We start from the raw sequence: 13,655 nt of genomic DNA on the forward strand, positions 1-13,655 counted from the left end.
CACCTGGCCGACACGGGCACGGGCGACGGACGCTCCTCACGGAGACCCCTGCGAGCGCCCAGATGGCTTGACCAAAGACATAGGGGCACCCCCCCCCGCTGGACGCCGCCCCTAAACACGGCCGATGCCTGACGGTGCAGCCGCTGCCTGGCGCCTAGCCTGGTGCCCGGAATGGGAACCCGGGTTCAGCGCAGTTCGGCGGGCGGGGTGTGCTGGGAATCCATCGGGTCTGTTCGGACGAGGCTGCCCCACACGGCCATCCGGTAGAGGGACGTGTAGACCGGGGTGCAGGTCGTGAGGGTGATGTAGCGCCCAGGCCGCTTGTACGGGGATCCGGTCGGCACGAGCCCGACGATCCCGGTGTTGTGGCTGGACGTCTGCGGCAGAAGGGCGTCCACGTGGTAGACGTACCAACGGTCCGAGGTCTCGACGACCAGCGGGTCGCCCACCTTCACCCGGTCCATGTTGTGGAAGCGCGCACCGTGACCGTCGCGGTGCGCGGCGAGAGCGAAGTTGCCGGCGGTATCCGACGGCAGTGATGCGCGCGGCTGTTCGTAGACGCCGGCCACGCCCTGGTCCAGGATGTCGGGATCGGTGCCGACCTTGATCAGAACCGGATGGTCGGCCATCGTCGGGGCGTGCAGGAAGCCGATCTCCTGGCCGTGGTGGGCCGTCGGCGGCCCGACGGTGGGCGTGGTGGACGACCATTCGGCGCGCAGCCTGCCGGTCGCCTGGTCGCTGTAGCTGTCGGCGACGACGTCGGTCCACCACAGGAAGTACACGGCGACCAGTGCCGAGACCAGGGCGAGGGCGATCAGGGCGTTGCCGACGGTGTTCCTCCACCTGCCGCGCCGTGGTGCGCGGCGGGGGGCACAGGGCGGAACGTTGTCGATCGGAGTCTCCCTCACTCGTGCTGATGGACCCTTCGGGGCGGTCGGTTCCAGTTTGTCGCACAGAGCCGTCCGGGACGGGGAGGCGGCGTACGGCGTTCGGATGGTGCGCGGCGGTTCACCTGATCGGATCGCGCGCCCTACAGGGGAGCGCTCTGCCGGGCCTCTACAACTCAGGTGTCGCCATGAAGCCGAGCCAGGGCACGTCCGGGTTTGCCGGCGGCGACTCCCGTCCCTTTCTGCAAGGAAGGCCACCATGACACGTTGTGGAACCTGTATGCGAAGACACCGTCTCAGAGATGTGCACGGCCGGCTTGCCCCTGTGCGGTGCACGCCTGCCGGCCAGGCGGGCTTCCGGCAGGTGACCGAGTGCTGACGCTCACGGTGATCGTGCCGGCGCACAACGAGGAGCAGGGTCTGCCCGCCACACTGGAAGCGCTGCAGCGCCAGACGGTTCCTCCGCAGGAGATCATCGTCATTGACGACGGGTCGCGGGACGGAACCGGTGAGGTCGCCGCGCGGTTCGGTGTGACGGTGTTGACGCCGCCGCAGAACCTTGGCAGCAAGGCCAGGGCCCAGAACTTCGCCCTTCCGCACTGTCGGACCGACCTGGTGCTCGCGGTGGACGCCGACACGGTCCTGGCCGACGACTACATCGAGAAGATCAAGCCTGCGTTCGACGATCCGGCGGTTCTGATCGCCTCGGGCTGCGTGCAGAGCCGGTTCGAGCGGACGTGGGCCGAGCGCGGCCGCTCGGTGGAGTACCTGTACGGGTTCCACTGGAACAGGCCGATCGAGAACCTGGCCAACAGCCCCGTCGTCTGCTCCGGCTGCTGCTCGGTGTTCAGGCGTCAGGAGCTGGTCGACTTCGGGGGGTTCCCGCAGCGGACCATCGTGGAGGACATGGACTACACGTGGTCGATCCAGATGGCCGGGCACCGGGCCGCCTACGTCGGTGACGCGGTTGCCTGGGCCGCGGATCCGGAGGATCTGACCTACCTTCGCAAGCAGGCCTGGAGGTGGGCGGCGGGGTACTTTCAGAACGTTCGGCTGCATCTGCCGCGGATGCTGTTCAAGAAGCCGATGCTGGCGTTCTGGGTGCTCCTCAAGCTGTGGGAGACGATCGCCGTGCCGCTGTGGCTGCTTGTGCCGCTCCTGGTCCCCGGCATGGGGTTCTCTGTGGCGGACGCGTTCACCTGGTGGCTTGTGTGGTGGCTCGGGTCCAGCACCTTGCTGATCGGGCTGCCGCTGGTGTACGCGGCGAGGCGCCGCAAGCTTCCCCTGCGGAAGGTCTTCCGCAACCTGCCCTACGTCTTCCTCACGAAGCTCGTCGACTTCTGCTACCAGTGGAAGGCCATGGTCGTGGAACTGATCCTCGTGCCGCTGCGGCTCTCCAAGGGGGTCGTGGTCTACGAGAAGGGCCGGGCGGATCCGCCCGTCGCCCTGCTGCCCGGCCCCGGTGGACCTGGCGTGCAGACAGAGCCGCCCCTCAAGGCCGGCCCCGCCTGAACAAAGAACGAGTGAGGTGCGCGGAAGCCGCCGGCTTCCGAGCACCTCACTGTGTGCGATCCCCGTGTCAGGGGTGCATGGCGCCCGACGGCTTGCGGCCGAGGAACTTCATCAGCAGGCCGGAGAGTCCCAGAACTGCCGCGACGCCGACGTAGGCAATTCCGCTGGCGCCGGTTTTGGGGAGAGAGTGGCCATATCCCATGGGGGGTGTCCTTTCGTTGATCGGCTGCGGTAACCTCAGCCTCAATACTTTGAGATAATCAGATTTAATACACGCAGCGGGATTCCGGCTTCGCGGCACGCACGCTATTCGGGTGAATGAGCGAGAGCCGGAACGGACCGCACCGACCTCGACCCTCCGAGACGGTCCGTCGGTTTGTCGACGGGCCGTTTCGGCTTGCTGCCCCGTGGGAGCTGGGGTTCAGGGCCGGGCGGTGGAGAGACCGAGGGCGCGGAAGCAGGTCCGTTGGTCGAACCACAGCAGGCCGACAGTGGTCGTGCTCATCGGGGCCGCCATGGCCCAGTGCCCAGCGACGGTGGTGATCGGGGCACCGACAAGGTTCAGCGCCACGTGCAGTCCCAGGCGCAGGCCGATCAGGCCGATGAAGATGGCGCGGGTGTGGCTGTTCTTGAGCATGGCCTTGAGGAGCTTGCGGCGTTTGGCGAAGACGGTGACGCCGATGACGATGTTGATCGCAGCCAGCACGGCGAGAATCATCCACGAGTCGGAGTCGGCCTTGAGGAAGTCCCAGGCGCCGGCCGCGATGCCCTCGGAAGCGAAGAACCAGATCGGCAGCGGCTTGATCCCGGCGAGTGCGGCCGCGTCCACCCCGGTCGTCGCCTCCGGGGGCGTGGCCGCGTCGTGTGGATCGGTGATGCTGCTCATGACGATTGTCCCCGAACGTTGGATTCCGTGTTGCGTGTACGAGGCACGAGTCTGGTTCAGGGAACGATGTGGCCACCAGAGATGTTCGATCGTGGTCCGACCATGACATCTGTCATATTGATTCAACGCTCAAATGGTTCTTCGAGAGCGTGACGGACCTGGGGGCCGCCGAAGTAGCCGTGGGCGATGTGGGGTTGCCGTTGCCGCTGGCCGCGGCTGTCTGCTGATGGCCGCCCGGAGTGGAGACAGGGGTACGCCGGCCATCGGTACGGCGATTGCTGCCGCACACGACTTCCAGCGAGGCGCACCGAGCGCGGCGAAGAAGGTCGGTGCGATCCCGGCGGACTACACGGAGGGGGAAGGGACGATCGTCAGCGGAACGACGGCGAACAAGGCGACGGAAGCCGCGCTGGCCGCCTACCCGGGGGCGTCGTCGACCGTGTCGTGAAGCTGGGCAACGGCGAGTACGAGGTCCACTGCATCGGCGTCAACTGGCCGCATCACATCTTCGTCGACCAGGACTTCAAGGTCGTCTGAGCCTTTTAGTCGCCGCGGTGGAGCGCCGGTACGAGGACCAGGGAAGGACTGGCTGCTGAGGTCGTCGGCAGCGCCTTCTACCGCGTGAGAACCGGGTTTCATGGGGCCGGTCGGTCCCTTGGCAGGGTCCTGCGGCCCTCCCCCGGCGGGTTCACGGCCTTCACACTGGAACCGAGCCGGTCCGCCGGCCACCGGCGACCTCGGTGTCGGAACGCACTGCCGCGCCCTACCGACTTCCACTTCGCCGGCTGTGAAAGCTGTGAGGAGACATGTGATGACCGAACGCGTCCTCGTCGCATATGCATCGAAGAACGGCTCCACCGCGGGCATCGCCACGATGATCGCCGAGGCGCTGCGCGAGCAGGGGCTGACGGCGGAGGCCCGGGCTGTCGGCGAAGTGGAGAGCGTCGGCCCCTATGACGCTGTTGTCCTGGGCAGCGCCCTGTACGCGGGCCGCTGGCGCCGGGAGGCGGTCCGGTTCGCCCGGCACCAGCGGGCGGACCTGGTCGAGCGGCCCGTCTGGCTGTTCAGCAGCGGACCTCTCGACGGCACTGCCGGCGAGCGCCTCCTCCCGCCGGTGCCAGGGGTCCAGCGCCTCCTCGACAGTCTCGGAGCCCGCGGACACGTCACGTTCGGCGGCTGCCTGCAGGAGGGTGCCAGGGGCCGGATGGCCCGCATGATCGTCAAGTCCGGCCGGGGCGGGGACTTCCGCGATCCGGAGCAGATCCGGCTGTGGGCGCGCGACGTGGCGCGCGAACTGGTCAAGGAGGTCGTGACCCCGTGAAGGGGCCGCTGCGGTGGCGGCAGCGGCGGAGCAATCCGCTGTGCCGCCGCTCGGACGTGATCGAGAGCTGGGTGAACCTGGTGACGGCGCTTGCCCTGTTGCTCGGTCTGCCTGCTGCCGCCCTCACCGCCGGGCGCGCCGCCCACACCGCCGCTGTCCAGGCCTCGAAGGAACAGCGGGCATCACGGCACCCTGTGGCAGCGGTCCTGCTGGAGAACGCGCCGGAGGCGGTTCCGCGAGTGGGCGGCGGCAGTGTTCGCTATGACGTCCAGGTGCGCTGGACCGGCGCCCCTGGAACCGCGGGGACCGGCATGGCGAAAGCGGAGGCCGGAAGTCTGCGCGGTTCGAGGGCCACGGTGTGGCTGGATCGGACCGGGCGGCAGGTTCCGGCGCCCGTGGCCGGCGAAGAGCTCATCTCGCTGACGTGGGTCGGTGGTGCGCTGGGCGCCGTCTGCGCGGCATTCGCGATCGTCATGGTGCGCGGACTGGTCCGCCGGGGTGCCGATCGGCGGCGCATGGCGGAATGGGAACGGGCCTGGGCGTTGACCGCTCCTGAGTGGGGCCGGCGTCCCGTGTGACGACGAGCCGTGCCTCGGCGCCTGCACCGAGCAGGGCGGCGTGAACATCCGCGATCGGCCGACCGGGCCCTCGCAGTAGGGACGTTCGGCCCGTCCGTCGGGACTGCGGGCCCCTGCGGTCCCGGCCGCGGCAACGGAACATGGGGACCGGGCGCGCTTGCCGCGTCCCTCCTCCAGATCCCGGAAGGGATGGCCGTCATGGCAGTCCACGAGCAGCTCATGATCGCGCTCGCCGTCGCCTTCGCCGGCACCGTCTGGGGCCTCGGCCGGACCCGGGCCCGACTGCCCGTCGTCCTCGACCACGGCCGGCTGCTCCGGCAGGACGTCACCTCCGGGGAGGTGAACGTGGCGTTCGCGGAGGCCGCCGAGGGGCCGTTGCGAGGCGTCCCGCGAGTGACCGACGCGCCGATCGTCTCGCGCGACATCCCGACGCTGCTGCCGGTCCTGCGGTCGGTGCGGGCCGTGGTGTTCGACACCGACGGGGTGATCACCGACTCGGCCCGGGTGCACGCCGCCGCATGGCAGACCGCTTTCGACGCCTGCTTGCGGGCCGCGGGGCATGATCGCCTGTTCGATCCGGTGGAGGATTATCGGCGCTACGTCGACGGCAGGAACCGGCTCGACGGCGCGGCCGCCTTCCTCGCCTCGCGCGACCTGCAGCTTCCCCTGGGCGACCCCGACGACCCGCCCGGAACGGGCACCGTGCAGGCGGTCGCCGCCCGCAAGGAGCAGCTGTTCACGCGGCAGCTGCGGTCGGGTGGCATCGCCGCCTGGCCGGGCACCATACGGGTGCTGCACGCGCTGCGCGCCGCCGGTGTGCCGTGCGCCGCCGTCTCCGCCTCCCGCCACGCGCCCGAACTCCTCGCGGCTGCGGGCGTACAGGATCTGTTCCGGACCGTGGTGGACGGCAAGGAAGCCGCCCGATTGAGACTGGCGGGAAAACCCGACCCTGCGATGTTCCTGGAGGCCGCCCGGCGGCTGGGCGTATCCGCATCGGAAGCGGCCGTGGTCGAGGACGCTCTGGCGGGTGTGGAAGCGGGCCGCCGGGGCGGCTTCGGCCTGGTGGTCGGCGTGGACCGCACCGCTGGACCAAGCAGCGCCACCGATCTGCGCGAACACGGCGCGAGCGTGGTGGTCCGGGACCTGGCCGAGCTGCTGACCGGTGAGGGGAGCTGACGATGCCGGACCGGACCTGGAGTTATGAGGGGTACGACCCGGCGCAGGAGCGGCTGCGCGAATCGCTGTGCACCCTGGGCAACGGCTATTTCGCCACCCGCGGCGCCGCCCCCGAGGAGGCAGCGGGCCCCGCGCACTATCCGGGTACCTACGCGGCGGGCTGCTACAACCGACTGACCTCGACCGTAGCCGGACGTACGGTCGAGAACGAGGACATCGTCAACCTGCCGAACTGGCTGCCGTTGCGCTTTCGCGCCCGCGACGCGGCCTCCGACACGGATCCCGGCGGCGGCACCGCGCCCGGCCCCTGGTTCTCCCCGGACGACGGCTCACTGCTGGAGTACCGACAGGTCCTGGATCTGCACCGCGGCACCTTGACGCGACGGATGCGGCTGTGTGACGCGCAGGGCCGTCGGATCACCGTGGTGCAGTGCCGGCTGGTGCACATGGGCGATCCGCATCTGGCGGCCCTGCGAACCGAGTTCACGGCCGAGGGCTGGGTGGGCGAGCTGGAGGTGGAATCCGCTCTCGACGGTGACGTCACCAATGCGGGAGTCGCCCGCTACCACGATCTGAACGGTCGGCACCTCGACCGCTGGCGCACCGGGGCCGCCGAGCAGGACACCGTGTGGCTGGAATGCCGCACCACCGCCTCCGACATCCACATCGCGATGGCCGCCCGTACCCGAGTGACCGGCAGCATCCCCACGTCGCTACGGCTCGTCGCCGGAGACCGCACCGCCACCCACGCGTTGACGCTGCCGATCGAGCCCGGCAGCCCTGTCGTCGTCGAGAAGACGGTCGCGCTGCACACCTCGCGCGACCCGGCGATCAGTGATCCGCTGCACGCGGCCATCGGCCGGACGCGGCGGGCCGGTGACTTCACCGCGTTGCTCGCGTCCCACGAAGCCGCGTGGGATCGCCTGTGGCAGCGGACGGAGCTGGAGGTGCCGGGCGAGGCCGGAGAGGTGCTGCGGCTGCATCTGTTCCATGTGCTGCAGACCCTCTCCCCGCACACCGCCGATCTCGATGTGGGCGTGCCGGCCCGCGGGTTGCACGGCGAGGCCTACCGCGGCCATGTCTTCTGGGACGAACTGTTCATCCTGCCCTTCCTGAACCTGCACCTCCCGGAGGTCTCCCGGGCCCTGCTGACCTACCGCTACCGGCGTCTGGGCCAGGCGTGCCGGTCGGCGACCGCGGCCGGCCGGACCGGTGCCATGTATCCGTGGCAGAGCGGAAGCGACGGCCGCGAGGAGACCCAGACGCTGCATCTGAACCCCCGCTCCGGGCGGTGGCTGCCCGACCACTCGCGACTGCAGCACCATGTCGGTTCGGCGATCGCCTACAACGTCGTGCAGTACTGCCAGGCCAGCGGGGACACCGAGTTCCTGCACTCGGCGGGTGCGGAGATGCTGCTGCAGATCGCCCGCTTCTGGGCGGACAGCGCGGTCTGGGACAAGGGGTACGGCCGCTACCGGATCCGCGGTGTGGTCGGGCCGGACGAGTACCACGACGCGTACCCCGGTGCCGGGGAGCCGGGGCTTGACGACAACGCGTACACCAACGTGACGGCCGCCTGGGTCCTGACCCGTGCTCTGGAACTCGCCGCGAGCCTGCCCGCCCCGCGCCGGCAGGCGCTGTTCGAGCGCATCGGACTGGACGCGGGAGAACTCAAACTCTGGGAGGACGTCTCGCACCGGCTGCGGGTGCCCTTCCACGGCGGAGTCATCAGCCAGTTCGAGGGCTACGGCGACCTGACCGAACTGGACTGGGACGCCTACCGCTCCCGGCACGGCGACATCCGACGCCTCGACCGGATCCTGGAGGCCGAGGGCGACACCGTCAACGCGTACCAGGCGTCGAAGCAGGCCGACGTCCTGATGCTCGGCTACCTCTTCTCCCCGGCCGAACTCGCCACGCTCTTCCAGCGCCTCGGGTATGAACTCGACGACGACACCTGGCGCACGACCGTCGACTACTACCTGCGCAGAACCAGCCACGGTTCGACGCTCAGCGGGCTGGTCCACGGCTGGGTGCTGGCCCGCGCCCGCCGTGCGGGAGCCTGGACGTACTGCCAGGAGGCCCTCACCGGCGACGTGGCCGACCTCCAGGGCGGCACCACCGCCGAGGGCATTCATCTGGGCGCCATGGCCGGCACGCTCGACCTCGTCCAGCGCGGCCTGACCGGTTTGGCGGTCCGCGCGGACGAGCTGTCGCTCGACCCGGCGCCGCTTCCGGAGCTGTCGGAATACCGGCTCTCCATCCGCTACCGCGGTCACTGGGGCATCGGGCTGACCATGCACGCCGGAAGCCTGAGCATCAGCGTCCCATCCTCCGACGAGCCGCCCGTCCGCATCAGCCTCGCCGGCCGCTCCCTCACCCTCGCCCCGGGCACCTCCCGCACCCTCCAGCTGCCCGCGGACGAGGCAGCGCAGGTGCCTGATCCTCCGGCGGCCCGGGCCGCCGGAGGTCACCAGCACTAGAGCTCCGCAGTCGCCCGGGCCCTGATCCTGCTGCTCGCGTCCGAAGAATCGCCGGCGACGACGACCGTTCCGGCGTCGCCGGCGAGGACCGCGGCCGCGTCGTCGAGCGATCCGATGGCGGCTGTTCTGCCGGTCGTCCCGACGAAGTACCGGCAAGCCGCGATCTTGGGTCCCATGGAGCCTGCGGGGAAGTGCATCGCCTCCAGGCCGTCCAGGGTCAGCCGGCGCAGCGGGGCGGCCTGCGGGGTGCCGAAGCCTTCCATCACCGCGGCCACGTCCGTCAGGATCAGCAGCCGGTCGGCCTTGACGTCCACCGCGAGAAGAGCGGCCGTGGCGTCCTTGTCGACCACGGCCTCGGCACCCTGCAGCTGACCATCGCGGTCCTCAGTGACCGGGATGCCGCCGCCTCCCCCGCAGATGACGATTGCTTCGTGGTCGAGCAGGCGGTCGATCGAGTCCTGCTCGATGATCCGCCGTGGTTCGGGTGAGGCGACGACTCGGCGCCAGCGGTCGCCGTCCACGGCGATCGACCAGCCGTGCCGGTCGGCGAGCCGCTGGGCCTGCCCGTGCGGGTACCCCGGGCCGACGAACTTCGTCGGGGCCGCGAAGGCGGGATCCGACGGGTCGACGAGCGTCTGGGTGACCAGGCTCATGACGGGCTTGGTCACCCCCGCGTTGCGCAACGACCGGGCCAGCCAGTAGCCGATCATGCCCTGGGTCTGCGCGACCAACGCGTCGAACGGGTACGGCTGCGTCAGTTCGCGGTCGTTCTCGCTCTCCAGGGAGAGCATCCCGACCTGGGGGCCGTTGCCGTGACAGATGATCAGCTCGTGGTGCAGTGCCAGCGGTGCGAGGGCCATGGCGGCGGCACGGATGTGGTCGATCTGCACGGTGGCGTCGGGCCTCTCACCGCGCCGCAGGAGGGCGTTGCCGCCGATCGCGACCACGATGCGCATCTCAGGCGCCCAGCGCGGCGACGAGGACGGCCTTGATGGTGTGCAGTCGGTTCTCGGCCTGGTCGAAGACGAGTGAGTGCGGCGACTCGAAGACGTCGTCGGTGACTTCCGCCCCGTCGAGGCCGAAGCGGTCGAAGAGCCGCTTGCCGAGCTGGGTGCTGCGATCGTGTACGGACGGGAGGCAGTGGAGGAACTTCGTGTCGGGTTTGCCGGAGGCCAGCAGCACCTTCTCGGTGACCCGGTAGGGCAGCAGCTGCGGTATGCGGGTACTCCACTGCTCGTCCGATTCACCCATGCTGACCCAGACATCGGTGTAGACGAAGTCAACGCCCGCCACGCCCTGTTCGACGTCCTCGGTCACCAGCACGCGTGCCCCACTGGTCGCGGCGAGCCGCTGGGCTTCGGCGATCACGTCGTCCGGGGGCCACAGGTCGCGCGGTGCGGCGATGCGGACGTCCATGCCGAGCAGCGCCCCGGTGATCAGCAGCGAGCGGGCCACGTTGTTGCGGCCGTCGCCCAGGAAGCAGTAGGCGATCTGCTCGACGGGGCCGGTGTGGTGCTCGGTCATGGTGAGGACGTCGGCGAGCATCTGCGTCGGGTGCCAGGCGTCGGTGAGTCCGTTCCACACCGGGACGCCGGCGTGGTCGGCCAGTTCCTCGACGGTGTCCTGGGCGAATCCGCGGAACTCGATGCCGTCGAACATCCGGCCGAGGACCCGGGCGGTGTCACGGATCGACTCCTCGCGTCCGATGTGGGATCCCTCCGGCCCCAGGTAGGTGACGTGCGCGCCCTGGTCGTGTGCGGCGACCTCGAACGCGCAGCGGGTGCGCGTGGAGCTCTTCTCGAAGACCAGCGCGATGTTCCTGCCCGTCAGCCGGGGGCGTTCGGAGCCGTTCGCCTTGGCTGCCTTGAGCTGCCCGGCCGCCGTGATCAGCGCCAGGAATCCCGCCTTGTCGAGGTCGAGCTCCTTGAGCAGGGAGCCGGGCCGGTGGTGGGTGGCGGTCGTGGTCGTGCTCGCGCTCGTGGGCGTCGCAGTGGGCATGGGGGAAGTCCTCACAGTGGGCTGATCACGGGTGGTGGCGGGTTCGCCGGGCCGGGTGTCGCGGGCGGGGTCAGATCCCGTCGCGCCGGGTGGGACAGGTCATGCACCGTGCCCCGCCCCGGCCGCGGCCCAGTTCGCTGCCGGGGATGCTGAGGACCTCGATGCCGTTGTCCCGGAGCATCGCGTTGGTCACGGTGTTGCGTTCGTAGCCGACCACGACTCCGGGTGCGACGGTGAGGAAGTTGTTGGCGTCGTCCCACTGCTCACGTTCGGCCGCCCGCGCGTCCTCGTCGGCGCACAGCACCCGTATCTTGTCCAGGCCCAAGGCGTCGGCGATGGTGGCGAACAGGTCGTCCCGCTGCTCGACGTGCAGGCCGCCGGTGTCGTGCTCGACGGTCTCCTGCGGGTCGGAGGGAACGATCAACCAGGTACGCAGGGTCTTCGGGTCGAGGTAGGGATAGCGGACGAAGGTGTCGACGTCGATCATCGTCAGCACGGTGTCCAGGTGCATGAAGGCATGCGACTTGGGCAGTTGGACAACGATCACGGTGGTGGCCTGTCCGCTGCGGAAGAGCTCGCGGGCCAGGATCTCCACGCCCGTCGGAGTGCTCCGCTCCCCCATCCCGATCAGGACGACACCACGGCCCAGGACGTGGATGTCGCCGCCTTCGAGGGTGGCCGGCTGGTGGTCGGTGTCGTCGTTGCCGTAGTACACCGGGAAGGTCGCGTCCGCGAACAGCGGGTGGAACGTGTACACGGCGCGGCTGTGCAGGGACTCGCGTTGCCGGGCGGCCTTGGCCATCGGGTTGATCGTGACGCCGCCGTAGATCCAGGCCGAGTTGTCGCGCTGGAACAGCGTGTTGGGCAACGGCGCGAGGACGAAGTCGTCCAGTTCCAGGGTCTGCCAGCGCAGGCTGCGCACCCGCAGGGGCGACAGATCCGCACGGGTCACGCCGCCGATGAGCAGTTCGGCCAGTGTCGCGGGGTCCGTGTCGTCGGCGAGCCGGCGCAGTGGCGCCGCCAGGGTCGGGCCCACCAGTTCCGGAGTGCAGATGCGGTCCAGGACGAAGGCCCGTGCCTCCGGACGCTCCAGCGTCTGGGCGAGGAGGCTGTCGAAGTGGTGGACCGTCGTGCCGCGGTCGCGGAGTACCTGGACGAAGGTGTCGTGCTCCTCGCGGGCCTTGGCGGCCCACAGCACGTCGTCGAAGAGCAGTTCGTCGCAGTTGCCGGGCGTCAGGCGGTTCAGCTCCAGCCCGGGGCGGTGGACGATGGCCTCGCGCAGCGGGCCGACTTCGGAATGCACGCCGAAGGTGCGGGTCATGGTGATCTCCTTGACGGGCAGAGAAGGTCGGGGGCCGGTACCGGAAGGTGCCGGGGGCCGGGTCACGTCGTGTGCCCCACCGGGGTGTCCACCGGAGCCGCCATCGGGGTGTCCGCCGGAACCGCCGTCGGCTGGGGCGGAACGGCTGCGGCGGGGGCCGCGGGGGTCCCGGAGGGCTCGCCGGCCGGGAAGACGGGGGTCTCGCCGTACTCGTTGCGTGCGGCCTTGAGCCAGATGTAGACGGGCAGGCCGAGGAGCAGGCAGAACAGCCCGTAGTAGACGGCCTGGTAGCCACTCCCGGCGAGGGACCAGAACGAGAAGGCCAGGGCGACGGCGGACACCCCGCAGTCGCGGAGCAGGTGCGGCCACCGGGTCTGGCGCCCGCGGGTGACCAGCCAGTACAGCTGGGCGCCGGCACTGAAGATGTACGGGATCACGGCGGTGACCACGGACAGCAGGACGAGGGTGGTGAAGACCTTCTCGAACTGGCTGTAGCTGACAGCCGTCAGTACGGAGGCGAGCAGCGTCGAGCTCACGATCCCGAACGTCGGGACACCCTTGCGGGTGCGACCGAACGCGGCCGGGAACAGGCGGTCCCTGGCCGCGGCCATCGGCATCTCGGCGACGATGAGAGTCCAGCCGATCAGGGCGCCCAGTCCGGAGACGATCGCGGCGACCGCGACGGACTGGCCGGCCCATCGGCCGCCGAAGATGGCATCCGCCGAGTCCGTGAACGGCGCGGCCGACTTCTGCAGAGCCGCGTTGGAGACGGTGCCGAAGACCGTCACCGTGCCCAGGATGTAGACGACCGCGCAGCCGACGGTGCCGAGGATCGTCGCCCGGCCCACGTTGCGCCGCGGGTCCCGTACCCGGCCTGCGGCCACCGACGCGGTCTCGATACCGAGATAGCTGAACAGGGCGATGGCCGCGGCGGCGGAGATCGCCGCACCGGCCGAGGTGCCGCTGGCGTTGAAGGCGCCGAAGTTGTGCGCCTTGATGAACAGCAGCCCGACGGTGGCCATGAACAGCAGCGGCACGAACTTCAGCACCGTGGTGACGATCTGGGTGACCGCCATGTTCCGGATACCGGAGAGGTTGATGATCGCCGGTATCCACAGCCCCACCAGGGCGATGACGATCGACCAGAGTTTGGCGTGGCCGGTGTTCCAGAACACCTCCACGTACCCGACCCAGGCCACGACGATGGCCGCGTTGCCCGCCCACGCCGTGATCCAGTAGGACCATGCGTTGAGGAAGCCGGCGAAGTCGCCGAAGGCGTCTCTGGCATAGACGTAGGGGCCGCCGGATCCCCGTACCCGTTTGGACAGCGCGCCGAACGTGAACGCCAGTGCCAGCGCGCCGACGGTGACCAGCACGAACGCGACCAGGCTGATCGGCCCGTACGGAGCCAGTGCGGTCGGCAGGGCGAACACCCCGGTACCGATCACGGAACCGATGACGAGCGCGGTCGCGGTCGGCAGCCCGAACATCCC

General features: G+C 69.8%; 13 protein-coding genes. 6 read left to right on the forward strand and 7 right to left on the reverse strand.

Annotated features, from left to right (window positions below):
* Nucleotides 1–185 precede the first annotated feature (185 nt).
* The gene (locus tag AC07DC_RS41030) at nt 186–908 is read right to left on the reverse strand and encodes a class E sortase (RefSeq protein WP_478920038.1); all 723 of its coding nucleotides are present in this window, start codon (nt 906–908) and stop codon (nt 186–188) included.
* Nucleotides 909–1,259: 351 nt separating this feature from the next.
* On the opposite strand from AC07DC_RS41030, the gene AC07DC_RS41035 reads away from it, so the two are divergent.
* A complete protein-coding gene (locus tag AC07DC_RS41035; protein WP_478920039.1) occupies nt 1,260–2,399 on the forward strand; it encodes a glycosyltransferase family 2 protein in 1,140 nt (379 codons plus the stop codon).
* 67 nt (nt 2,400–2,466) lie between these two features.
* Here AC07DC_RS41035 and AC07DC_RS41040 read toward each other — a convergent pair whose 3' ends face one another.
* Together AC07DC_RS41040 and AC07DC_RS41045 are read right to left on the reverse strand one after the other, a co-directional pair.
* Nucleotides 2,467–2,601 carry an LPXTG cell wall anchor domain-containing protein gene (locus AC07DC_RS41040; protein WP_478920040.1) on the reverse strand — a complete coding sequence of 45 codons (135 nt, stop codon included), beginning with the start codon at nt 2,599–2,601 and terminating at the stop codon, nt 2,467–2,469.
* Nucleotides 2,602–2,820: 219 nt separating this feature from the next.
* Nucleotides 2,821–3,285 (reverse strand): hypothetical protein, encoded by a 465-nt coding sequence (locus AC07DC_RS41045; RefSeq protein ID WP_478920041.1) that lies wholly within the window; start codon nt 3,283–3,285, stop codon nt 2,821–2,823.
* Between the two features lie 226 nt (nt 3,286–3,511).
* On the opposite strand from AC07DC_RS41045, the gene AC07DC_RS41050 reads away from it, so the two are divergent.
* From AC07DC_RS41050 to AC07DC_RS41070, 5 genes are all read left to right on the forward strand, one after another.
* On the forward strand, nt 3,512–3,733 hold the full coding sequence (locus tag AC07DC_RS41050; protein WP_478920042.1) for a hypothetical protein: 222 nt from the start codon (nt 3,512–3,514) through the stop codon (nt 3,731–3,733).
* A gap of 363 nt (nt 3,734–4,096) precedes the next feature.
* On the forward strand, nt 4,097–4,606 hold the full coding sequence (locus AC07DC_RS41055; RefSeq protein WP_478920043.1) for a flavodoxin domain-containing protein: 510 nt from the start codon (nt 4,097–4,099) through the stop codon (nt 4,604–4,606).
* A complete protein-coding gene (locus AC07DC_RS41060) occupies nt 4,603–5,184 on the forward strand; it encodes an Rv1733c family protein (RefSeq protein WP_478920044.1) in 582 nt (193 codons plus the stop codon). The genes AC07DC_RS41055 and AC07DC_RS41060 overlap by 4 nt, the downstream gene beginning before the upstream one ends.
* 408 nt (nt 5,185–5,592) lie before the next feature.
* Nucleotides 5,593–6,360 carry an HAD family hydrolase gene (locus AC07DC_RS41065; protein WP_478920086.1) on the forward strand — a complete coding sequence of 256 codons (768 nt, stop codon included), beginning with the start codon at nt 5,593–5,595 and terminating at the stop codon, nt 6,358–6,360.
* 2 nt (nt 6,361–6,362) lie between these two features.
* Nucleotides 6,363–8,843, forward strand: coding sequence for a glycoside hydrolase family 65 protein (locus tag AC07DC_RS41070; protein ID WP_478920045.1), 2,481 nt, complete (start codon nt 6,363–6,365; stop codon nt 8,841–8,843).
* On the opposite strand, the gene AC07DC_RS41075 is transcribed toward AC07DC_RS41070, so the two are convergent.
* The 4 genes from AC07DC_RS41075 to AC07DC_RS41090 form a co-directional block, all read right to left on the reverse strand.
* Nucleotides 8,840–9,799: a carbamate kinase gene (locus tag AC07DC_RS41075; protein WP_478920047.1), complete on the reverse strand. Its 960-nt coding sequence runs from the start codon at nt 9,797–9,799 to the stop codon at nt 8,840–8,842. The two genes, AC07DC_RS41070 and AC07DC_RS41075, sit on opposite strands and share 4 nt — an antisense overlap.
* Nucleotide 9,800: 1 nt before the next feature.
* Complete coding sequence (gene argF / locus AC07DC_RS41080) at nt 9,801–10,841, reverse strand: ornithine carbamoyltransferase (protein WP_478920048.1); 1,041 nt, start codon at nt 10,839–10,841, stop codon at nt 9,801–9,803.
* Between the two features lie 70 nt (nt 10,842–10,911).
* Nucleotides 10,912–12,162, reverse strand: a complete 1,251-nt coding sequence (locus AC07DC_RS41085; protein ID WP_478920050.1) for an arginine deiminase — start codon at nt 12,160–12,162, stop codon at nt 10,912–10,914.
* Nucleotides 12,163–12,224: 62 nt separating this feature from the next.
* On the reverse strand, nt 12,225–13,652 hold the full coding sequence (locus tag AC07DC_RS41090; RefSeq protein WP_478920088.1) for an amino acid permease: 1,428 nt from the start codon (nt 13,650–13,652) through the stop codon (nt 12,225–12,227).
* Nucleotides 13,653–13,655 lie beyond the last annotated feature (3 nt).

The sequence above is a fragment of the Streptomyces sp. NPDC045021 genome (genome assembly GCF_056432645.1).